Below are 23,311 nucleotides of genomic sequence, written 5' to 3'. Positions count from 1 at the left end.
ATTATATTGTAAAAGGTCATATGAAACGTGAAATAGAATGGAATGCAATTATTGAGTTAGGAGTTAGACCAATGAGTTTGAAATATGGAAGAGATACAATTGTTGAAGTTGACTTAAATGCTGTAAAACATAATGTAAAAGAATTTAAAAAACATGTAAACGATGAAAATATTGCAATGATGGCTGCTGTAAAAGCGAATGGGTATGGCCATGGGGCAGTTGAAGTTGCGAAAGCTGCGATTGAAGCAGGGGTGAACCAGCTTGCAGTTGCATTTGTCGATGAAGCGATCGAATTAAGAGAAGCTGGAATCACTGTACCAATCTTAATATTGGGTTATACATCAGTTGCAGCTGCGGAATCCGCAATTCAATATGACGTTATGATGACAGTCTATAGAATAGAAGATTTACAAGGCATAAATGAAATTGCACAACGTCTTCAAAATAAAGCACGTATTCAAGTGAAAATCGATACAGGAATGAGCCGTATCGGTTTGCAAGAAGAAGAAGTTAAACCATTTTTAGAAGAATTAAACCGTATGGAGTATGTAGAGGTAGTAGGGATGTTTACACATTACTCTACGGCAGATGAAATTGATAAATCGTATACGAATATGCAAACAAGTTTATTTGAGAAAGCTGTAAATACAGCAAATGAATTAGGGATGCAAATACCATACATTCATAGTTCAAATAGTGCAGGGTCAATGGAACTAAGCAATACATTTCAAAATATGGTTCGCGTTGGTATTGGAGTTTACGGCATGTATCCTTCGAAAGAAGTGGATCATACAGTCGTTTCCTTACAGCCTGCATTGTCATTAAAATCAAAAGTAGCTCATGTTAAACATGCGACGAAAAATCGTGGTGTTAGTTATGGAAATACGTATGTAACAACGGGTGAAGAGTGGATTGCGACTGTGCCGATTGGTTATGCTGATGGCTATAATCGCCAGTTATCTAATAAAGGGTATGCATTAATTAATGGAGTTCGAGTGCCGGTTATTGGTCGTGTTTGTATGGATCAGCTTATGCTGGACGTTACAAAAGCGATGCCAGTACAAGTAGGGGACGACGTGGTATTTTACGGCAAACAAGGTGAAGAAGAAATTGCTGTAGAAGAAGTAGCGGATATGTTAGGCACAATTAATTATGAAGTTACATGTATGTTAGACAGAAGAATTCCTCGTGTTTATAAAGAACATAATGAAACGACTGCGGTTGTAAATATATTAAGAAAAAACTGAATCGATATGATTCAGTTTTTTCTTTACTTTTCGTAAATGAAAATTGGGCTATTGATGTTTTTTGAACAAGTCATAATAATTATGCTTCATTATAATTTCAAAGCCACAATGTGTATATAACTGTAAAGCATTGTTATTTTTCGTTTCGACGTCTAATTCAATCGTTGAAACTCCTTCTGTAATGAGTGTATGTACCATATAACTTAGAATATCTTTACCATATCCTTTACCTTGATAAGAAGGATGGACTGCGAAGCCTGAGAGTGTAGTAGATCGCTCTTGGTGAGTAACTGTAATCGTTCCAATTGATTTTTCATTCATAAGAGCAACGTAAACTTGATGAGAAGGTGACTTCATCATTTTTTGTAACCATGTGGATGTATTTGCTACAGAATCCCCGAAAGCTTTACTAGAGATTTCTATGAGATCAGGAAGTAATTCTGAAGATGCGATGGAAAGTTTAATAGTATTCTTCATTGTTTCTCGTTTTTTATTTGATTTACACGTCATATTATACTCGCTGTATAGATAAGGTAATTTCATTTGATTTGCAAATGCTTTCCCAGATGAGGAATCTCCGTTAATGATGAGAAGAGCTTCGTCTATGTCTCTTTTTTGTATTTCGTTCATGGCAGTTTGTAAAAGGGTAGTGCCTATATGTTGTTTTCTATAGTTTGGGTGCACGAATCCTATTAACTCCAGTTTAGTCGGTCTTTCAAAGTCGTACATACTTAATGCACCAATTAATTGGGTATCATCAAAAAATAGAAAATCATTGATTTCTTTTTTATTACGAGCAGTTAAAAAGTTAACATGTAAATCTGATGAGTAATCAATTTGATCGTATTGTCCGCAAATATGAGCTAAATCTTTCATTTGCTGAATTTCGTTTGCTGTTAAAGAATTCTTTTTTTTAATGTTCATTTCATAATCCCTCGCAATCGTTTTTAAAAATAGGATGGGTAACTTAGCCATTTCTTTAATTCCACACTACCTTGAACAGATAACAGTCGGTACAAATAACGATAAGGCTGTCTACATTCCTCAAGATGAGGAATAGACATAATTGTTTCGTAACCACTTTTAAAGGCATGAGCCTCTTTTTCTGAAAGTACATATTCTAATCCGATAAAATCAAACTCTCGCGGGGCAACTGCATAAGCTTCTGTATCTACTAAACCAGTAATAGTTATACCATCTGATAAAAACTGAGTAGGATCCATATCAATTAAGACGAGTGTAGATTCCTTTGGTATTGGTAAGGTAGAAAGTTGTGACTCAAAAGTATGAAATGCGTTATATATGCTCTCGTTATCGAAATAAAACCTATTCACAAGTTCTTTACTCACTTTTAAAATGTGTGGCTGGAATTCCGCTAGTGGAACTTGGAGTGTACGTGACGGATTTCCTACGAAATGGGCTGTATACTTATGTATTTGTGCTAGTCCTTTTCCTAGGCTGAATAAAATAGAATCTGGTTGCCCAATAAAAGATTGAACTGTATTACCTACTAATTTTTCAGCCACAATGAATTCTCGGCCATCTAAAATATGTTTTTCTAAAATTGTTGGGATAGGAAGATTTGTATGTTTTTGCAGCAATGCATGTACCGTTTCTAAATGATGTACGTTCCTTGGATCAATTCCAAAAAGATTTTTGCATCCCCACCAAAAATCATTATTTGGCTCTTCATTCATTTTAGAAGAACGAACGATAACTTCTGCATCTGCTGTTTGAATGAGAAAAACGTCACTTGCATGATCTTCATAGCCTGGATGTAAAGCTCGGATGGATAGAATAGGTGAAGTGAATAGTTGTTGTAACATGAAATCCCCTCATTTTTTCTGTAAATTCTATAAATTTATTATATAACAGAATATGTACCCCGTGGATCATGATAGGGGAAAATATAGAGCATACATAAATTTATAGTGAGAAATCAGCATGGAAATTATATTTTTCTAGTTTTGTATGAATTATCAAAATAATGTTTTCGAATGATAAACGTGAAAAATGCTCGAATGTAAAGTTCGTATGATACGGGATATGAAAAGTAAAAGGGGAATGAAGTGTCTATTTATAAGGTTCTGTACTCGTAATAGTGCAGGCTTTAGACAATATTTCTCAATAATAAAATGAAGAGAAAGATAGGAAGAAGGAGAATAGATTCCTATATAATAGATTTAAATTAATTAACATGATTAAGTATTAAATAATGTGTGTTGAATCGAAAGGAGAGAATGGTATGGCGAACGTACTCGTAATAAATTTCCCTGGAGAAGGTCATATTAATCCGACGATAGCAGTTGTTAATGAGTTAATTCGACGTGGGGAAACAGTTGTATCATATTGTATTGAAGATTACAAAAACAAGGTTGAAGCAACAGGCGCTGAATTTCGATCATTTGAGAATTTTCTTTCGCAAATTAATATTATGGAACGAGTTAATGAGGGTGGTAGTCCTTTGACGATGCTGTCCCATATGATTGAAGCATCAGAACGTATTGTTACTAAAATTGTAGAAGAAACAAAAGGAGAAAAGTACGATTACTTAATATACGATAATCATTTTCCGGTTGGACGTATTATAGCGAATATTCTACGGTTGCGAAGCGTTTCTTCTTGTACAACCTTTGCTTTTAATCAGTACATTACTTTTAATGATGAGCAAGAATCGAGCCCAATAGATGAGACCAATCCATTATACCAATCTTGTGTAGTGGGAATGGAAAGATGGAAAGAGCAGTATGGAATGAAATGTAATAGTTTGTATGATATTATGAATCACCCTGGCGATATTACGATTGTATACACTTCAAAAGAATATCAGCCACATTCGGATGTATTTGATGAATCGTATAAATTTGTCGGTCCATCAATTGCTACTCGAAAAGAAGTGAACAGTTTTCCTATTAAAGATTTAAAAGATGAAAAAGTGATTTTTATTTCTATGGGAACAGTTTTTAATGAACAACCTGCCCTGTATGAAAAATGTTTTGAAGCGTTTAAAGATGTAGAAGCGAAAGTCATATTAGTTGTTGGTAAGAAAATAAATATAAGTCAATTTGAAAATATTCCGAATAACTTTAAGTTGTATAATTATGTGCCGCAATTAGAAGTATTACAGCATGCTGATGTATTCGTGACACATGGTGGTATGAACAGCTCGAGTGAAGCGTTATATTACGGTGTCCCGTTAGTTGTAATTCCGGTAACAGGAGATCAGCCTTTAGTTGCGAAACGAGTGACTGAAGTAGGGGCTGGAATAAGGCTTAATCGTAAAGAATTAACTTCTGAATTGTTACGTGAGACTGTAAAGGAAGTAATGGATGATGTAACGTTTAAGGAAAATAGTCGTAAAGTTGGAAAGTCACTTCGAAATAGTGGTGGGTATGAGAGAGCAGTTGATGAAATATTTAAAATGAAAATGAATTCATATTTAAAGCTTAAATAAAGTGAAACTTTAATCAGTGTGGACTTTGTTCATCTACAACTGATTGTTAGCTCACACGAATCGGGCGTTTTTGGGTAGCCGACTCTTTGTTTCAGCTGAAATTTGAAACGGGAGTCTACTGCTCGCAAATAGCAGAATAAACGCTTAAAACACACTTATTGTAATATGTAAGTGTGTTTCTTCTATTAGGCTTTAAATCAATTACATAAAAATCACTGTAAAGGTGAAACTTCTGTGTATATAGACTGATATCTTTGTATTAGTAGTAAGATTACGTTAAAATAATACTAAGAAAATATATAAGTTTTGGGGGTAATGAATGAAAAGAGTATTTGAATACGTATTATTAACAATTGGCTCCATTATTGTAGCGGGTTCACTAGAGCTTATTTTAGCGCCTAATGGACTAGTAGATGGCGGGGTAACGGCTATTGCTATTATGGCAAATAAAGTTGCAGGATTACCGCTGTATGGCGTGTTTTTAGGACTTAATATTCCTATTTTACTATTTACTGCAAAAGTAATGGGGAAGAAGTTTTTTATACGTACATCGTATGCGAATGTCGTTACAACACTCGGATTGATTTATTTAAAACCATTTCCAGCGATTACAACTTCTGAACTATTAATTGTACTTTATGGTGGCGTACTGTTTGGAATTGGTGTAGGGATTGTAGTGAAAATGGGCGGAGCAATAGATGGCTCAGAAATGTTAGCAGTTTGGATGAACAAACACTTTAAGGTACCAATTAGCACATTTTTACTTGCTGTAAATGCAGTTATTTTCATTTTTGTGGCCATTTTATTTTCAATCGAACAAGCGATGTTCTCATTAGCAATTTTCTATATTGTTACGAAGATGATTGATTTCATATTAGATGGCATTAATCAAGGAAAGAGCGTCATGATTATTTCTGGTAAGAATAAAGAAATAGGCGATCTACTTATGAAAGAATTGCAATTATCCGTTACGTATCTACATGGAGAAGGCGGTTTTTTAGGAGAGCATAAGAGAATCATTTATTGTATTACAAACCGTTTCATTTATCCGAAAATGAAAGATCTCGTTCTCTCTGTAGATCCAACTGCTATAATTGAAGCTTCTTATTCAACAGAAACAACTGGTGTTAAGCGTCCGGGAAGGACCGCTCGATCAGGTGATTAACTAAAAGAAGATTGACCAAAAAGCTATTTTGGACAATCTTCTTTTTTGTTTTGTTGAATTGTTATTGTATTACGAGTTAAACTCAGCGTTAGCAAATTCTCTTTTAACTAGGAAACCAAGCTTCATTCAATAAGTTTACTACCGTTTCAATTTTATTTTCGGGAATACTACCGAAACCGAGTAATACGTAAGATTCTTTGCGTAAATCATTTACAAAATCATAGGGAGAAAGTGGATATAACTTAATACTTTGTTTCTTAGCTGATTCAATAAGTTCTTGTTCATTCATATTGTTATGGATACGTAGAACAATATGAAGACCTGATTGTTCACCAAGAATTTGAACATTAGTACCCATTTCTTTCACAATGAATTTTACTAATGTATGATGTTTTCTTTTATACAACGTACGACTGCGGTTAATATGACGTTCCCAATTTCCACTTTGTATAAAATTAGCGAAAGCAAGTTGTTGTGTGGTAGAGACTGTTTGTTTAAAAATACCTTGCAACGCTTCATACGTTTTTAAAAGATGCGGTGGTAAAACAACATATCCCATTCGTAAAGAAGGTAAAAAAGATTTTGAGAAAGTCCCCATATAAATAACACGTTCATTTGAGTCAAGACTTTGTAAAGACGGAATTGGTTTACCTGCGTAACGGAACTCCCCATCATAGTCATCTTCAATAATATATCCATCGCGATCATTGGCCCATTTTAACAATTTCAATCTTCTAGATAAAGGCATAATCATTCCAAGCGGAAATTGATGTGATGGCGTAACGTATGCGACATTGGAATTTGTATTGTATAAGTTAGAAATACGAATCCCTTTTTCGTCTAATGGAATGGGATGAATTTGTTGATTGCAGCTTTTAACAATTGCATGTATACGGTGAAATCCAGGGTTTTCAATGCCGTACTCTTTTGTAGGACCAAGCAGTTGAATTAGTAGCCAAAGAAGTGGCTGTGTTCCGGCACCAATCACAATTTGATCAGGTGAAGAATATACACCGCGCGCATGATATAAATATGTTGAAATATGTTCTCGAAGAACGAACTCACCTTGTGGGTCTTCTTTAGCAAATAACGCATTTTCGTACTTTAGTATTGCTTCTTGTAACGCTCTTTTCCAGTTTGTAATCGGAAAAGCAGTTTGATCAATAAGACCTTGGCTACAATCATATTCAAACGGATCTTCTATTAAATTGCTCTTTTCCTTTGCCATATTTAATTTTTTATTCGGGATAACGTCAATATCGACATTTGCAACAAAAATACCACGCTTCGGTTTACTTTCTACATAACCTTCAGCTAATAATTGTTGATAAGCTGATTCAACAGTAATGCGGCTAATATTAAGTTGTGACGCTAAGTTTCTATGTGAGGGAAGACGTGTACCAACAGAAATAGTTCCCTGTATAATTTCATATTTTATAAATTCGTAAATTTGTAAGTAAATAGGTGTATTGCTTTCTAATTGCAATGGGATAGTAAAATCCATAGTAAGAACTCTCCTTTAAAACTGGCCTTATAAAAAATAATTAAACTGTCACTTAAGTGAAGGGCAGATACTCCCTATAATAATGATATAACATTTAGAAAATTATACAAATTGTTAGGGGAGAGTTCAAATGAATGTTAAAGAAGTAGTAACAGAAGCACAATTACATGAAGTATTACCTATTTTACAGCAATTACGAACACAGCTTTCCGAAGAGGAAGCAGGCTTTTTATTTCGAAAAATGAAAGAAGAAAATTATAAACTATTTTCGTTACGTAATGAAGATGATGAAGTTGTTGGCCTTGCCGGTGTAGCAATTTGTACGAACTTTTATAATAAGAAGCACGTTTTCGTATATGACCTTGTAACAGCAGAAGCACATCGTTCAAAAGGATATGGGAATGTATTACTTTCTTATATAGAGAACTGGGGAAAGGAAAATGGATGTGAGTCTATCGACTTAACATCAGCGTTTCCTAGAATTGATGCTCATCGTTTTTATGAAAGGGAAGGGTATGATAAGGTAAGTTATTCTTTTCATAAAAAATTATAAAGAAAGATAGGTTCTATATGACATAATATAGAACCTATTTCATTTAGAAAGGTTTATAATTTATTTTGTATAAATAAAGAAAATGATTGGAGCGTTTATACTTGGAGAAAATAAAGAAACTATCTATCCCTAATAATGCTAGAGTTATCATAATGTCTGATATTCATGGAGAATTGAACCTTTTAAAAGAATTACTACATAAAGTTAACTTTAAGAATGAAGATTATTTAATTATTAATGGAGACCTTTGTGAGAAAGGAAGCGATAGCATCGGCGTAGTAGACTATGTAATGGATCTTGTAGAGAGTAATTTAAATGTTCACGTTGTTGAAGGGAATTGTGAAGTTTTAGTTGATGCTCTTCTAAATGAAAATCCAGGTCTCATTAATTATTTATGTACGAGAAAGCATTCGATTTTTAATGAATGGTTAGAACAATTACATTTTTCTATTCAGGAAGATACTTCAATTCAGGAAGTGAAGGAAGTACTATTAAGTCACTTTTCAAAAGAAATAAATTGGCTAAATGAGCTGCCAACAGCGATTGAAACAGAAGATTATATTTTTGTACATGCTGGACTGGAAGATAGAGTAGATTGGAAAGAAACAGCGCGCAAAAATGCGATAGCAATGCCAGAGTTTTTTAATAAATCGCATAGAGCTAATAAGTATGTAGTTGTTGGGCATTGGCCTGTTGTGAACTATTCTGAAGAAGCCCCGTCTAACAATCCAGTTATTGATAAGGAGAAAAAAATTATTGCAATTGACGGCGGGAATGCGATTAAAGAAGCAGGGCAATTAAATGCATTTATCATTCAGAGGAAACTAACAGGTGATACGTTTTCTTATACATATGTAGACTATTTTCCAATTTATGAAGCAACAGCAGAATTTAATGCTGATGCAACAATGCAGGGAGGGGTTACATATCCGTATTATTACATAGAGCCGGTGGAGAAGAGGCGAGATTACACAATATGCAAGCAAAAGGAAACGAATAAATTACTCAATGTGAAAAATGAATATATTAGGCAACGTGAGTCAGGTGAATACACAGTGAAAACCGATATTTCTTGTGCGCAAATAGGTGTTAGAAAAGGGGATATTGTTTCTCTCATTGATGGTAGCTGCGCAGGGTATGATTTAATTAAAAAAAATGGAGTAGAAGGCTGGATAGAGAAAGGGATTCTACTTGAGATAAATAAGAAGGAAAGTAAAATATTGAGCTGAAATAGGAGGGATGTAACCTCCTATTTTTTATTAACTGCGTTACGGTCACGTATGTCATCTTTAGCTATTATGGAGGATTTATCTTCTGGCATTCCGTTTCATATCTTCTTGAAATCGTTGATACATCCCTTGAACTTGTTCAAAAATAAATTCCTCCTGAATATGGTGAGATTAAAGGTTAGAAGACTATTTTCTTTATAAATAATAGGTGCCAAATAACAAAATGAAACAATATATTATAGAGTTTTGTTTTGATTTTTCTGAAAAAATATTATAATTATATATGAAATAAAGAGGAATGTAGGAGGAAATTATGCAAAACGTTATAAAAAAGGGGAACAAAGTTACAATTCGTACAATTGAAGAATCAAATATAAAAACATTATGGAGCCTCGTATTTAAAGCAGAAAATCCAGAATGGAAGAAGTGGGACGCGCCATATTTCCCTTTCTCAATGCAAGAATACGCACCTTATAAAGAAAAGATGTTAACTCGTTTACAAGAAGAACCTCTATCAAATTTAATTATAGAAAATAACGGTCAAGTTATAGGTACAGTCGGATTTTATTGGGAACATAAACCGACGCGTTGGTTGGAGATGGGAATTGTTATTTATGATCCAACATACTGGAATGGTGGCTACGGTACAGAAGCATTAACATTATATCGAGATTTATTATTTGAAAAGATGGAGATTGGTAGAGTAGGGCTCACGACGTGGTCTGGTAATGAACGAATGATGAAAGTAGCTGAGAAAATAGGAATGACTTTAGAAGGTAGAATGCGCAAATGCCGATATTATAACGGAACATACTATGATTCTATTCGAATGGGAATGATTCGTGAAGAATGGGAAGCAATATATGTAACGAAGGGGTGAGGACGCATGTACGCTATTATTGCAACATTTGATAGTGTGTTTACTAATAAGATTATAGAATTGCAAAATGAACTAACGAATATAATAGAGTCAAATCAATTAGCTGGAGTAGAACCGCATATCACACTTGCGGGCTATAAGGAGTTAGATGTTAATTTATATACTAAGAAATTAGAGGAGTTTGTAGCTATTCAAGAGAAAATGGCTGCAGTGAATTTTTCTTCTGTTGGAACTTTTCCTACAAACGGAACGATTTTTCTAGCGCCGACTCTTACCGATGAATTGTTAACACTTCATCATTCTTATCATGATCATTTCCAAGCTTTTCATGATAATCCAAATTCATATTATGTACCGGGCAAATGGGTTCCGCATTGTACGATAGCGAATCATTTGAACTCGACTCAGTTTTTAAGCGCAATGGAGTATATATATGGGAATTTTGATGTTAAAACAGCTTCGATTGAAAAGTTAAAATTAATTAAGGTAAATTATGAAAATGGTTCTGCCGTTTCTTCTAGTATAGTAGCAGAATATAATTTAAAGAGAATGGAGACATCGAGATGACATATGTAATTAGAGAGATGAAGCAAGAAGATATTCATGCTGTACAAACAGTAGCGAAAGTAGCTTGGCATGATACATATGAAGGCATTATTCCGAGAAAGATTCAAGACAGTTTTTTAGACGAGGCATATTCTGATGAAAAAATGAAATATCGTCTTAAAAATACACATTTATTCGTTGCGGAGGAAGAGGGAGAAGTAATAGGATTTGCTAATTTTTCACCAGTTAGATTGCAAAACGAAGCAGAATTAGGTGCAATTTATTTGTTACCAGATCAGCAAGGGGAAGGAATAGGAAGTGCTTTATTACAAAGAGGGATTAAGGCGTTAAAAGGGATCCGGAAACTGTACATACATGTAGAAGCAGCAAATGAAAAAGGTAAACGTTTTTATGAAGCGAAAGGTTTTGCTGAATTAGAGCAATTTGAAGAAGACTTTGAAGGACATTTGATGCAGACAGTAAGGATGGTTTTATACATATAAGGAGGACTAGAAGTGAAGATTTTTGATTTTAGTGAAAAAGCGGGAAAGCGCATATCAGTATTTCAATCTAATTTCATAATGTCGAAAATAGTAAACCACCAAGGGAATGTACATATCGGTGCTATGCATTTACAAGAGAATGGAATAATTGGATATCATGAAGCAGTTGTATCACAACTGCTTCTTATTATGGACGGAGAAGGATATGTGTGTGGGGCAGATAAAGAAAAAGTAAAGATAAGAGCTGGACAAGCTGTGTTTTGGGAGAAAGGAGAGTTTCATGAGACGAGTACAGAACATGGATTACTGGCAATTATTATGGAAGCGGAGAATCTTGAACAATCGATAGTAATGCCTATTAAGGATAGGGGTTGTGAAAAATGATAATAAAGGCGAATCAAGAAGATACAAGTAAAATATTACAATATGCAGCCCAATCGCTTTTTGAAGGGACGAGAGGGAATTGCCAATTAAGTACAGAGGAAGCGATTGAAATTACAAAACCAATAGTAGAAAAGGGGGCATGTTATTTAGTCATTAAAGAAGAAAATAAAATATTAGGGTGGATATTAATAGGAGAAAATACTGACTATTTTTCTCGTGAAAAACTTGGATTTATATATGAGCTATACGTTTTTCCAGAGTATCGAGGGAGAGGATTATCGCGAGAACTGATGGAAGCTGGTATTAAGGAATTAAAGGAGAAGTATTCAGAAATTCGGTTGAATGTATTTGCTGGGAATTTTGCGAAAGAGATGTACGAAGAACTTGGGTTTGTTGAAAGACAGGTAATTATGACTTTGAAGTGAGAAAAATTGCGAGGCTGTATTTCTTTTAATTAAAGAATTCTAATAGAATTTTAATCAAACTTTTTAATGGAAAATATACGCATTCATGTTAGGTAATCTTTTTTTCTATTGTTAAGAATAACATTTGTAGAATTTGTTTAATTGATTTTTATTTTCAAGTAATAGTAGTTTCTTAAAAAATAATAAATTTATATTATACAATATATCGTTATTATAGTAAAAGAGAAATTTTGGAAAAATATCATTTTTTTGTTTAGAAATTTTTAAATTATTGATATAATCAATTTGTAGAATTGATTATTGGTTAATTTTACTATTTTTAAATTTTAAGGGGGATTTAATAATGGCAGGACAAATTCGTATGTCACCAGAGGAGCTTAAATCAAAAGCGACTCGATATGGACAAGGTGCAAATCAAATTGAGGACATTTTACGTCAGCTACAAAACTTACAAAATGAATTAAGAGGAGAATGGGAAGGTCGTGCTTTTGAAGGTTTTGACCAACAGTTCAATCAATTAAAACCAAAAGTACAAAACTTCGCACAGCTATTACAAGAAATTAATATGCAGCTTAATAAAACTGCAGAGGCTGTTGCTAGACATGACGAAGATCTTTCTCGTAATTTCGGTCTACAATAAGACAGATAAAAAGAAATATATAATTTAGCCATGCAACCATACGTTGTATGGCTAAATTACTTTAAAACTAGAGTAAGATACGAAGTCTTTCAATTAATAGACTCGCGGTCGCAGGAGTGATAAGTAGTGAAAAAGTTCAGATGGAGCATCTTGTTGTTTATTATTTTAGCTCTTGTACTATCAACAGGGGTCTCCTATTTAGCATTAAATCAAAATGTTAAGAAAGCTAATGAGAATACTACACCAAAAATGACAGTTGCGTTGGTAAATGAAGATCAGGGCACTGTATTTGAGGGCAATAAAATAGCGTTTGGAGATCAATTTGTTAAAAATGTAAATAAAAATACGAAACAAGAATGGTACGTAGTTAGTCGTGGAGTAGCAGAAAATGGTTTGAAAAATAATAATTACAACATGATGATTGTTATACCAAACGATTTTTCTAGGAAAGCAGTTGCGATTGATTCAGAACTACCAGAGAAATTAACGTTAAACTACAAAGTAAATGCAACTGGGAATAACGATTTGAAAGCTGAGGCTGAGAATACGGCGTCTACAATTTTAGAAGATTTCAATAAGCAAATCATCGACGTTTATTTTGCAAGTATTATCGGTAAGTTGCAAGGTGCACAAGATAATATAGGGAAAATAATTGAAAAAGGAAACGTTCAAACAACTATGTACAAAAAAGATGTACATAGTCCTTTAGCAAATTACACAAATCAATTTAAAACAGTGCAAGATTATACTGGGGTTTCTGTTAATAGTTTTAAAGGATTTCAGGATGTATTAAAAGGTTTCGGTCAAGTGTTAGATGAAGGGAATAAATCTAACAATACTTACTTAGAAGGGTTTAATAACTTCCAAAAAATGCAATCTGATAATAATCTGTTAGCGAATAATTTTACGAGTCAATTTAATCAATACATGAGTGAAATGAATACAGGCGATGTTTTAAAGCAGTTAGGTGCATTGGAATCTGCTAATAAAGTGATTACAAATCAATTTACGCTTTCAGAGAAAGAACCAAATATTTTAGCTGATGCTTCAGCAATTCAAAAACATTTAACAGATGTAAAAAAACAAGTGTCAGAATATGATACAGAACTTGCAGGAAAGTTAGAAAGTGATATTCAAGAGACGGTAATTAAAAAGTTAAAGCAATCTATGTCGAACGATGGAAAGCAAGAGATCTTTATAAATACATTAATGAAACAACCAGACGTTCGAATAAAGAACCAAATCGAAAATTTAATTGCGAAATTACCTAGTTTAAACATGGAAGAAATCGTTCAAAGTGATTTGCCAGATACAACGAAATTACAATTGCAAAATGTAATCCAATTTACAAATAAATATAATAAAGAAAATAACTTTAATTATGATCCTGTAAATAAAATCTCTTTAGGAAACGCTATTAAAGAAGTAAAGGATAAACTTTATACAGAGGGAATTACATTTAGTGATACGGCGAAAGTAATTAAAATGGAATCTTCACAAACTTTGAAGATAAATATTCCAGAAAAATTTAAACTAGATGGAAGTACAGAAGCTTTACATATTGATGATGTGGATCGTACAAGTGACTTTCTTCAAAGCGAAGCAGGAGAAATTACAATAGCTCCTCGTAATGAAGGGGATATAAAGATTAGCTTGCATGTGAAGTTAAAAGATCCAAACATCAATATAGATGTTTTCTCTCCTGTAATGTGGCAGTGGGAATTGAGTGGGACTCATAAAAAAGAAACTAGTCCTGAAAAAGAAGATAAAGGAACACAAACTGAAAACAGCAAGGTGGAAAATGTGGTTCATAAATCACAGTATGGCATAATGCCGTTAGTACACAATGCTAAAAAGCCTATTATCAAAAAAATGGAAAACACAACAGGGAATAATGGAGGAAACCCAGGAGGCGGAACGGGAACAGATAACGGAACTGGAGGAAATCCAGGAGGCGAACCGGGAACAGATAACGGTAAAGTTATTGAAAGTACAACGAATCAAGTTGTACATCAAAAATCAGAAGAATTAACAAAAAATATATCTAGTGTATTAATAAAAGAAGCAGTAGATACAGTTGAAAGTTATCAAAGTTTAATTAGTTTATACGAAATGTATTATGGGATTGATTTAAGAACGCAAGATGTAGGTCCTAAGCTAGAAGAGGGAAGTTTAGATGCAATTGCAACTGAACAATCTTTGTACTATGTATTAAATAAACAAAGCTTAATTGATTTAATTTCAAACCTTGTTTCATCAGGTATTACGGCAGAAGTTAAGCAAGATATGACAGGTTTAAAGCAAAAAATAGACTCTTATCAACAATTCATTACGAGTGCGGATCAAAATTCAATGTTACTAGCAGAGAAATTAAATGTAACGACGCAACAAGCAACTAGTATGAATGAAAATTTAGGGGAATATTTAAAAGGTTTAGCGAAATGGCGTGAGAGTAGCTTAAAGCTAGTTGAAGAACAGCAAGTGCTAACAACAAATAATACTGGTGAGCAAACAGCTGTTTTATCGTTAGATTCTGGTATTAAATCATTAATGTCACAAAGCCAGTCATTGGTCGAGAGTTCGAAGCATAGTTTAGCAACTTCAGACGATGTTTATAAAACATTTGATCAAATTAATGGACAAGCAAAAGAAATTCAAGACAGCGGAACGACAATTGTTTCAAAAGCTGATTCATTATTAAATGACTTTACAAAGAAAATGGAAGATGATAAATCATTCTCCAAAAACTTTACTAAAATTTTGGCTAATAGCCGAATTGGTGATCGCCAAAATGAAATGTTATATCAATTTTTATCTAGCCCAGTTCAAAAACAAAATGATGGAGTCATTGTAGCTGGTAATGCTTTTACACCATATTTAATCGTATTAACTTGTTTTATTGTTGCGTTATTTACAGCATACGCAATTGCGAATCAAGAAAAGAAACGAACGCAATCAGATCATTTTGAAGAGAAATTCTCATTAATTGATATGAATGTACCAACTACAGTAGTAGCATTCGGTATATCAATTGTGGAAGGAATTAGTATAGGTATCATTTCTGGACGTCTTTTACAGTTTGGTCAGGATCAAAGTTTACTATGGATTGCGTTTATCACAATCATTATGATGGCGTTTGTATTGGTTTCAACATACTTATTGCGACAAATAAAAATGGTAGGGATGTTTATCCTATTAGTATTTTTAAGTATGTACCTATTTTTAACTGAAGCAGTTGGAAGTAAAGTAGATCAAATGTCGTCAGTTGGAAAGGTACGTCAATTTTCACCGCTTCAGTATATAGAAAGTTTTCTAAATGATTTTATTAGCGGTAAAGATACGGGGAAAGTTATTTTTATCGTATTGTTTGTAATTGCCATTATAGGGTTAGTTAGTAATCTATTTGTATGGCATAAGAAATGGGAGGAAAAAGAAGTAAATGATCAAACAATGGAGCATAGTGGCTAAGTTATCATTTCTCTCTATCCTTTTACTGTTTGTCGCGCTACCGATAAGGAGCGCGGCGGACAGTTATCTTGGTGATGATGGGAAGATTAAGTTTAAAGTGGATCGAATTGAAGAAAGCGACCAAGAAAAAAATAAAGAAGAACATAAGGAAACAGAATTAGATAAAGCATCAATTGAGTTATTTAGCAAAGACATAGAAGAAGAAATTCAGAAAAAGAAAAAGAAAGAACAAAAAGATATGGAAGCTTTACGAGATTCTCTTTTTATAAAACAAAAAGAAAATAATAGTGTGAAAGATATGAAAAATAGTTTGTTTAGCAGTGAATACGTTGTGAGAAAAAGTGCAGATGAAGTAGCGAGTAATGAAACAATGAACGAAAAGCCAATTGGTACAACAATCATATTATTATTTGGTGGTGGCATTGTACTTATTTGCATCGGTATTTATACGGTTCTTCGCAAAAGTTGGAGGTAAAGTAATGGCGATACAAACGCATATTAATGTAACGGTAGATTTTAGTAAATGGAATGGAAATACATATGATTTACGTATTCCGAATCATCAATCTATTAAATATTTATTGAAAAATTTATTAGATACGCTAAATGTGGATAATCATGAAGGTTCACATTTTGTAATTAAAGTAAAGAATAAGTCAATTGTTTTAACAGATAATGATCGTTTAATCGATCACCAAATAACAAATGGAGATATTTTACAAGTTTTATAAAAAATATTTTTTACTTATATTTATTTGAAAATAAGTTATTACGGGTTATAAAGAAAAGGAGAAGAGGATAAAAATGACGGAAAAAACAATTCAAATTGATGCAATGAACTATCAATTTCAAATAGAAAAGGAAAATTGGAAATTGGAGATGACAAAATCTCAAACACGTATAAAAGACTTCCGTCAATTCAATATAATTACGGGCGAATCATCTGAGTTTGTACCATTAACAATAGAAGAAACGGATGATATGTTTACTTTTATATTTCAAGTGGATAAAAAGTTATATAAGTGGGACGATCTTAGCCGTTTGGGAAGAAATGAGAAATTAAGACTGCTTCGAAATGTTGCGCAGTTTCGTAAATATTTAAATAAAAGAATCACGTTCTTTTTACATCCGGACAATATAGTTTTTAATGCTAATTTAATGCCAAGTATTATACATAGAGGAATTCGCGATATTGTTCCACCAACCCCGTTGTTAGAAGAGCAATTTTTAACACAATATAAGTGTCTAATTATCGCTTTATTCTCCCAAAAGCACAATTTTGATGATTTGTATGCTGGGTTACTAAAAGATGCAAAAGAAACAACATTTGAACAGACAGTTTCTCAAATGGAAAGCATAGATGCATTACTGCAATTTCTTGATGACAGCTTTGAGAAGGAACAAACAAAAACAGAAAACAATATGCAGTTAGTACATAAAAAGAGCTACAAATCATTTAAATATTTAGCTTTTTCCTTCATAGCGGCGACAGTTGTTTTAGCTGCTCCTTTAATATATTTCACTTTTATAAAATTTCCTTATCAAAATAAATTATTAGAAGCAAATGCGAATTTCATAGCAACTGACTATGACAAAGTAATTACGCAATTAAATGAAGAAGAATTTGAATCATTACCAATTGCATCTAAATATGAGTTAGCATTTGCATACATTACAGCTGAAAAAATGCCTGAAAATCAAAAGAAGGCGGTTATGAAAAACATTAGTTTAAAAAGTGATGAAAAGTATTTGCTTTATTGGATGTATAACGGAAAAGGTGATTTTGATAAATCATTAGATTTAGCTAAAACCCTTGATGATCCGCAGCTTATTATGTACGGCCTTCTTCAACAAATGGATGCGTTGAAAAATAATCCGGACTTGTCAGGAGAAGAGCGTGATCAAAAGAAAAAAACATATGAACAACAATTAGATGAATATAAAAAGAAATATGGCAATACATCTAGCGATAAAAATTTGTCGGACACAGAGAAAAAAGAGTAAGAAAGCACTTGATGAGACAGTTAAAAGGAGCAGTGAACACGCATGGAGCAACTATTAGTATTGACTTATGGAGACAAAATATATAAGTGCACATTACATCCAACTGAGCAATCAATAGTGTCGATTGGAAAAGAGTGGACAAATGATATTACGAATCCAAGTTTAGAACAAGAAGTAGAGTTAAAGTGGAATAATGAAGTAAACGTTTGGATGATACAGGATCAATTAATAGAATTCAATAAGGAATTTGAGATTGGAAAAACGAAAGATGTGAGCTTGAAAATCTTTATATCTATTATTGGCACAACTAAAGTGTTTGATATCGGAACAAAGCATTCTCTTACATTCAGTCAAAACAGTTATGATGATATTTCTATTACCGGTAGTAGTGTAGATATAATGCTATCTCGTGAAACGCTGTACGATTCATTTAAAGTGAACGTATACGACGGGGAAGTATTTCATAATTATACAAGGCTAAAAGATAGCGCTATGTTAGAAGCAGGAGACCAATTATATTTTGATGGCGTTTTAGTGGAGATAGGCAGTGAAGATATTCAAGTATTGTCTTCAGAAGATAAAGTGAAATCTACGTTACCTATTTTAGTAGAATCAGAAACGAATTATCAAAGTGGTTATCCAGACTATCATCGTTCACCACGTATTATTTACCGTGAACCAGAAGAGAAAATGACAATTGCAAAACCTTCAAGCATGCCGTCAAAACCGACTGAGCATTTGGCGAGAATTATTGCACCTGCCCTTGTCATGATTGTCGTAACAGTATTACTTGCTATCTTTATGAAATATGGAATGTTTATTATCGCATCCATTGCAATGACATTAGTAACGATCATTGTTTCTGTCACATCTTATATAAAAAATTTAAAGCAATATAAAATCGACATCGTTGAACGTGATAAAAGCTATAGAGAGTATATAAAACAAAAAACGAAAGATTTACATGCAGAAAGTGAAAAACAGCGTCATGCATTACATTATCATAATCCAAATGTTGAGGTTATACGTAATATGGCTGTTCAAGTAAATCCACGTATTTATGAAAAAACAATGCAACATCATGATTTCTTAACATTTAGCGTTGGTACAGGGCAAGCTAATACGAGTTTTGAAATTCAGTTTAATGAAGAAGAATTTAGTCAAACGAAAGATGAATTAATTGATATAGCACGTGAACTAAGACAACGTTATCTTTCATTGGAAGATGTACCAGTTGTAACAGATTTAATGAATGGACCAGTGGGTTATATTGGCCAACGCTCTTTAGTGTTAGAGCAATTACAATTATTAGTTGCACAAACGGCGCTATTCCATAGTTATTATGACTTGCAGTTTATTACTATTTTTCCTGAAGAAGAAAAAGAAAAATGGGATTGGATGCGCTGGTTACCTCATGGAAGTGTTCGCGATATAAATGTACGTGGATTTGTATATCATGATCGTAGTCGTGATCAAGTGTTAAATAGTTTATATCAAATATTGAAAGAACGAAAATTAAAACTAGACGAAAAGAGTTCAACTAATGAAAAAATGTATTTTGCACCGCACTATGTCGTTCTCATTACAGATGAAAAACTAATACTAGACCATGTTGTTATGGAATTCTTTAATGATGATCCGAGTCAATTAGGTGTATCACTTGTTTTCGTACAAGATGTTATGCAAAGTTTACCGGAACACGTGAAAACGGTAATAGATATAAGAGATGCAAAGCAAGGAAACATCATATTAGAACAAGGAGAGCTTGTTAACCGTCAATTTAAACTAAATCACGTACCGAAAGGTTTCAATTTAGAAGATGTTTCACGAGCGCTAGCACCGTTAAATCATTTGCAAAACTTAAAAAATAGTATTCCAGAAAGCGTAACATTTTTAGAAATGTACGGTGTTGAAAAAATAAAAGAACTGAATATCACAAAGCGCTGGGAGAAAAATGCAGCACATAAATCTTTAGCTGTGCCACTTGGATTACGTGGTAAAGAAGATATCGTAAACTTAAACTTACATGAAAAAGCTCACGGGCCACACGGCTTAATAGCAGGTACAACCGGTTCAGGTAAGTCGGAAATTATACAATCGTATATTTTATCTCTAGCAGTCAATTTCCATCCTTACGAAGTTGCCTTTTTACTAATTGACTATAAAGGTGGCGGTATGGCGAATTTATTTAAAAACTTACCGCATTTATTAGGAACAATTACAAACTTAGATGGAGCACAAAGTATGAGAGCGCTCGCATCAATTAAAGCCGAATTACAAAAAAGACAACGATTATTTGGAGAAAATGATGTCAACCATATTAATCAGTATCAAAAACTGTATAAAGAAGGCTTAGTAAGTGAACCAATGCCACATCTATTTTTAATTAGTGATGAATTCGCGGAATTGAAGTCAGAACAACCAGAATTTATGAAAGAGTTAGTTTCAACAGCTCGTATTGGGCGTTCACTCGGAATTCATTTAATTTTAGCTACTCAAAAACCGAGTGGTGTTGTAGATGATCAAATTTGGAGTAACTCGAAATTCAAACTAGCACTAAAAGTTCAAAATACGTCGGATAGTAATGAAATTTTAAAAACACCAGATGCTGCTGAAATTACATTACCTGGACGTGCTTACTTACAAGTTGGGAATAATGAAATTTATGAACTATTCCAATCGGCTTGGAGCGGGGCGGACTATGTAGAAAATAAAGAGGATAAAGAACATTTAGACGCAACAATCTATGCAATAAATGATCTAGGACAATATGAAATATTAAGTGAAGATTTAAGTGGACTTGGTAGCAGTAAAGAAGTAATAAGCGTACCATCTGAACTGGATGCTGTTATTGACTACATTCACGATTACGCAGAAGTAAATGAAATTGAAGCGTTAGCTAGACCGTGGTTACCACCACTTCCAGAAAGCGTATATTTACAAGACTTACACGCTATTCAGTTCAAAGAAGCATGGACGAAAGAAAAGAAACCATTAAAAGCAACAGTTGGTTTATTAGACCAGCCTGAATTGCAATCACAAACACCATTAACATTAGATATTAGTAAAGATGGACACGTAGCAGTCTTCTCAAGTCCAGGTTACGGAAAATCAACATTCTTACAATCAGTCATTATGGATGTAGCTCGTCAGCATAGTCCGGAGCATTTGCATGTGTATTTATTAGACTTCGGAACGAACGGTTTAATGCCATTAAAATCATTACCGCATGTGGCAGACATCATTACATTAGATCAAGTTGAAAAATGCGAGAAATTTCTTCGTCGCATAGAAGACCTATTAAAAGATAGAAAGCAATTGCTAAGTAAATATGGCGTTGCGAGTCTTGAAATGTATGAGAGAGCTAGTAAAGAAGTATTACCAACAATATTAATTACGTTAGATAACTATGATGCTGTTAGAGAAGCTGGATTTGTCGAAGACTTTGAACGCATTGTTGCACAAATTGTACGTGAAGGGGCAGCGGTAGGAATTCATTTAATGCTTACGGCTACACGTCAAAATGCATTGAGAGTACAAGTAAATACAAATATTAAACTACAAATTGCTCTATATATGATAGATGAGGCAGAATCTAGAGCTATTGTAGGAAGAACAGACTTAAAAATTGAAGAATTAGCAGGACGTGGTTTAGTTAAAATTGACGAACCAACAATCTTCCAAACAGCTTTACCGACAAATGGAGAAGATGTTCTTACTCGAATTGAAAATATACAAGCTGAAGGAAAAGAGATGGATTCCTTCTGGGATGGAGAAAGACCGAAAGCAATCCCTATGGTACCTGAAGTTCTGGAATACAAAGAATTCATTGCATGGCCAGAAACAAGAAAAATTATTGAAGCAGGCAAGCTAACATTTGGTGTAGAAACAGAAAGCGTTACGCCTCTCGAATTAGATTTAACAGAAGCGGCTAATATTGTTGTAGGGGGGATCAAGAAAGATGAAGTTGAAAATGTAGTTCATCAATTCCTTCAACAGTTAGCTGATAGTGGACACTTTGACCTAGGTTTAATTGATACAAGAACACGTAATTTCTCAAACTATAGGGAGAGCGCTGCTTTATATGTAGCTGAAAAAACAGGAATTGAGAAAACGATTAAACAAGTTACAAATGCTTATAAATCGAGAGAAGCGGCGTTTAAAGAGGAACAGGAAGCATCAAGTGAAACAGTGAACCCAGCTGAATTTATTAAGAAATTTAAGTCGATTGTAATCGTAATCGCAGATGTAAATGATATTTTAAGTAATTTAGAAGATAGCGATATATATAGTTTAGCGGAATTAATAACAAATGGTGCATTTATGGGCATCCACTTCGTAATTGGCTGTGATGTTGATTCAATTGACAGTCGATACGACTTAGTTTCAAAAACAATAAAAACGCAATCTCATGTTATTTTACTTAGAAAATCATCAGGCCAAATGGTCTTCGATGTATCTAATAAAGATTTAAGTAGTACAAAGTTAAACCCATTTGAAGGGTATTTTGTTGAAAATCGTTTTGCTACTAGAATTAAAGTGCCAACTATTTAAGGGGGGATTTGCATGGGGATAGAAGAATTAAATAGTCAAAAATCTGGTTTATTAAGTAGTATAAGTCATCAACAAGGGCAATTGGCTGAATTACAAATGAAACTACGAAGGCTAATAACTGCTAAAGGGAAATTTGTAAATAATCTTGAAGCAATTAAACAAAATCAAGAGCAGTTTAAGTCTTTAGAAATAAACGAGAGTAGTTGGAAAGGGCAAAGAGCAACTACTTTTAAAGAAACGTATGAACAACAAGTTATTTCGAATTTAGGAAAGTTTATTGGAGAACTAGGGAGAGTGCAAGAAGACATCGATCAAGCCATACGGCGGCTTGAAAGAGAAATCGCTACATGTGAGTCTAGTATTCTTTCTTTAAGTAGAAGTGTTTCAATGGTTAACGCTAGTATTCAAGTAGAAGTACAGAAGGCGGGGAAATGATAAATGGGGGAAATTAAATTAAATAAAGGGGTATTTGACGCGAAAGTAAGTGAATTGAAAAGTGGTGCTAGTGATTTAGGTAAGACTAAATTTAATGGTATGCAGTTACATCGTACGAATTTAAGTAAACTGAAAAAATATTGTGAAGCGATTGAAAAGTTATCGAAAAAAGTGCAGCAATATGAACAAATACTACAAAAAGATATTAGTAGAATTCAGCAAACAGGACAAGAAATAGTTCAGCAAGATGAAAAGCTTGGAAAAAATTTGAAAGACAGTTCAGCGCACCGTGCTATGTAAAGGGAGAGGGGGGAGAAAAT

The 23,311-nt window shown here is 33.5% G+C and carries 21 protein-coding genes; 18 read left to right on the top strand and 3 right to left on the bottom strand.

Annotated features, from left to right (window positions below):
* Positions 1-71 precede the first annotated feature (71 nt).
* Positions 72-1,247 (top strand): alanine racemase, encoded by a 1,176-nt coding sequence (gene alr / locus JDS81_RS18525; protein ID WP_087970111.1) that lies wholly within the window; start codon positions 72-74, stop codon positions 1,245-1,247.
* A gap of 48 nt (positions 1,248-1,295) precedes the next feature.
* Here the strand turns inward: alr and JDS81_RS18520 are convergent, their stop codons facing one another.
* Positions 1,296-2,171 (bottom strand): GNAT family N-acetyltransferase, encoded by an 876-nt coding sequence (locus tag JDS81_RS18520; RefSeq protein WP_097954780.1) that lies wholly within the window; start codon positions 2,169-2,171, stop codon positions 1,296-1,298.
* Between the two features lie 23 nt (positions 2,172-2,194).
* On the bottom strand, positions 2,195-3,073 hold the full coding sequence (locus tag JDS81_RS18515; RefSeq protein WP_097954763.1) for a protein kinase family protein: 879 nt from the start codon (positions 3,071-3,073) through the stop codon (positions 2,195-2,197).
* A gap of 419 nt (positions 3,074-3,492) precedes the next feature.
* Here JDS81_RS18515 and JDS81_RS18510 point away from each other — a divergent pair, with 419 nt between their 5' ends.
* Both JDS81_RS18510 and JDS81_RS18505 read left to right on the top strand, forming a co-directional pair.
* Complete coding sequence (locus tag JDS81_RS18510; RefSeq protein ID WP_097954762.1) at positions 3,493-4,701, top strand: macrolide family glycosyltransferase; 1,209 nt, start codon at positions 3,493-3,495, stop codon at positions 4,699-4,701.
* A gap of 319 nt (positions 4,702-5,020) precedes the next feature.
* Positions 5,021-5,866: a YitT family protein gene (locus JDS81_RS18505; RefSeq protein ID WP_000831972.1), complete on the top strand. Its 846-nt coding sequence runs from the start codon at positions 5,021-5,023 to the stop codon at positions 5,864-5,866.
* 103 nt (positions 5,867-5,969) lie between these two features.
* Here JDS81_RS18505 and pdxR read toward each other — a convergent pair whose 3' ends face one another.
* Positions 5,970-7,370, bottom strand: a complete 1,401-nt coding sequence (gene pdxR, locus JDS81_RS18500) for a MocR-like pyridoxine biosynthesis transcription factor PdxR (protein WP_097954761.1) — start codon at positions 7,368-7,370, stop codon at positions 5,970-5,972.
* 130 nt (positions 7,371-7,500) lie between these two features.
* Between pdxR and JDS81_RS18495 the strand changes: the two genes are divergently transcribed.
* The 15 genes from JDS81_RS18495 to JDS81_RS18425 all read left to right on the top strand — a co-directional run bounded on the left by JDS81_RS18495 (position 7,501) and on the right by JDS81_RS18425 (position 23,291).
* A complete protein-coding gene (locus JDS81_RS18495) occupies positions 7,501-7,923 on the top strand; it encodes a GNAT family N-acetyltransferase (protein WP_001101103.1) in 423 nt (140 codons plus the stop codon).
* Positions 7,924-8,024: 101 nt separating this feature from the next.
* The gene (locus tag JDS81_RS18490; protein ID WP_002105355.1) at positions 8,025-9,152 is read left to right on the top strand and encodes a metallophosphoesterase; all 1,128 of its coding nucleotides are present in this window, start codon (positions 8,025-8,027) and stop codon (positions 9,150-9,152) included.
* Between the two features lie 313 nt (positions 9,153-9,465).
* Positions 9,466-10,032 (top strand): GNAT family N-acetyltransferase, encoded by a 567-nt coding sequence (locus JDS81_RS18485; RefSeq protein WP_097954760.1) that lies wholly within the window; start codon positions 9,466-9,468, stop codon positions 10,030-10,032.
* Between the two features lie 6 nt (positions 10,033-10,038).
* The gene (locus tag JDS81_RS18480; protein WP_097954759.1) at positions 10,039-10,599 is read left to right on the top strand and encodes a 2'-5' RNA ligase family protein; all 561 of its coding nucleotides are present in this window, start codon (positions 10,039-10,041) and stop codon (positions 10,597-10,599) included.
* Positions 10,596-11,081, top strand: coding sequence for a GNAT family N-acetyltransferase (locus JDS81_RS18475; RefSeq protein ID WP_199688608.1), 486 nt, complete (start codon positions 10,596-10,598; stop codon positions 11,079-11,081). The genes JDS81_RS18480 and JDS81_RS18475 overlap by 4 nt, the downstream gene beginning before the upstream one ends.
* Positions 11,082-11,093: 12 nt before the next feature.
* Positions 11,094-11,465 (top strand): cupin domain-containing protein, encoded by a 372-nt coding sequence (locus tag JDS81_RS18470; protein ID WP_097954758.1) that lies wholly within the window; start codon positions 11,094-11,096, stop codon positions 11,463-11,465.
* Complete coding sequence (locus JDS81_RS18465) at positions 11,462-11,890, top strand: GNAT family N-acetyltransferase (RefSeq protein ID WP_097954757.1); 429 nt, start codon at positions 11,462-11,464, stop codon at positions 11,888-11,890. The genes JDS81_RS18470 and JDS81_RS18465 overlap by 4 nt, the downstream gene beginning before the upstream one ends.
* A 343-nt stretch (positions 11,891-12,233) precedes the next feature.
* Positions 12,234-12,530 (top strand): WXG100 family type VII secretion target, encoded by a 297-nt coding sequence (locus tag JDS81_RS18460; protein ID WP_000918601.1) that lies wholly within the window; start codon positions 12,234-12,236, stop codon positions 12,528-12,530.
* A gap of 126 nt (positions 12,531-12,656) precedes the next feature.
* Positions 12,657-15,998: a type VII secretion protein EsaA gene (gene esaA, locus JDS81_RS18455; protein ID WP_199688607.1), complete on the top strand. Its 3,342-nt coding sequence runs from the start codon at positions 12,657-12,659 to the stop codon at positions 15,996-15,998.
* Positions 15,970-16,473: a type VII secretion protein EssA gene (essA, locus tag JDS81_RS18450; RefSeq protein ID WP_000595649.1), complete on the top strand. Its 504-nt coding sequence runs from the start codon at positions 15,970-15,972 to the stop codon at positions 16,471-16,473. Before esaA ends, essA begins: the two co-directional genes overlap by 29 nt.
* Before the next feature lie 4 nt (positions 16,474-16,477).
* Positions 16,478-16,729: an EsaB/YukD family protein gene (locus tag JDS81_RS18445; protein ID WP_001007574.1), complete on the top strand. Its 252-nt coding sequence runs from the start codon at positions 16,478-16,480 to the stop codon at positions 16,727-16,729.
* A gap of 73 nt (positions 16,730-16,802) precedes the next feature.
* The gene (essB, locus tag JDS81_RS18440; RefSeq protein WP_097954756.1) at positions 16,803-18,002 is read left to right on the top strand and encodes a type VII secretion protein EssB; all 1,200 of its coding nucleotides are present in this window, start codon (positions 16,803-16,805) and stop codon (positions 18,000-18,002) included.
* 42 nt (positions 18,003-18,044) lie between these two features.
* Positions 18,045-22,556, top strand: coding sequence for a type VII secretion protein EssC (gene essC / locus JDS81_RS18435; RefSeq protein ID WP_097954755.1), 4,512 nt, complete (start codon positions 18,045-18,047; stop codon positions 22,554-22,556).
* A 12-nt stretch (positions 22,557-22,568) separates the two neighbouring features.
* Positions 22,569-22,991: a YwqH-like family protein gene (locus JDS81_RS18430; protein ID WP_097837316.1), complete on the top strand. Its 423-nt coding sequence runs from the start codon at positions 22,569-22,571 to the stop codon at positions 22,989-22,991.
* 3 nt (positions 22,992-22,994) lie between these two features.
* On the top strand, positions 22,995-23,291 hold the full coding sequence (locus JDS81_RS18425) for a TIGR04197 family type VII secretion effector (RefSeq protein WP_097837317.1): 297 nt from the start codon (positions 22,995-22,997) through the stop codon (positions 23,289-23,291).
* Positions 23,292-23,311: the final 20 nt, after the last annotated feature.

It is taken from the genome of Bacillus cereus group sp. N31 (genome assembly GCF_016483245.1).
GTDB lineage: Bacteria > Bacillota > Bacilli > Bacillales > Bacillaceae_G > Bacillus_A > Bacillus_A toyonensis.
This window is presented reverse-complemented; position numbering and strand designations above follow the sequence as displayed.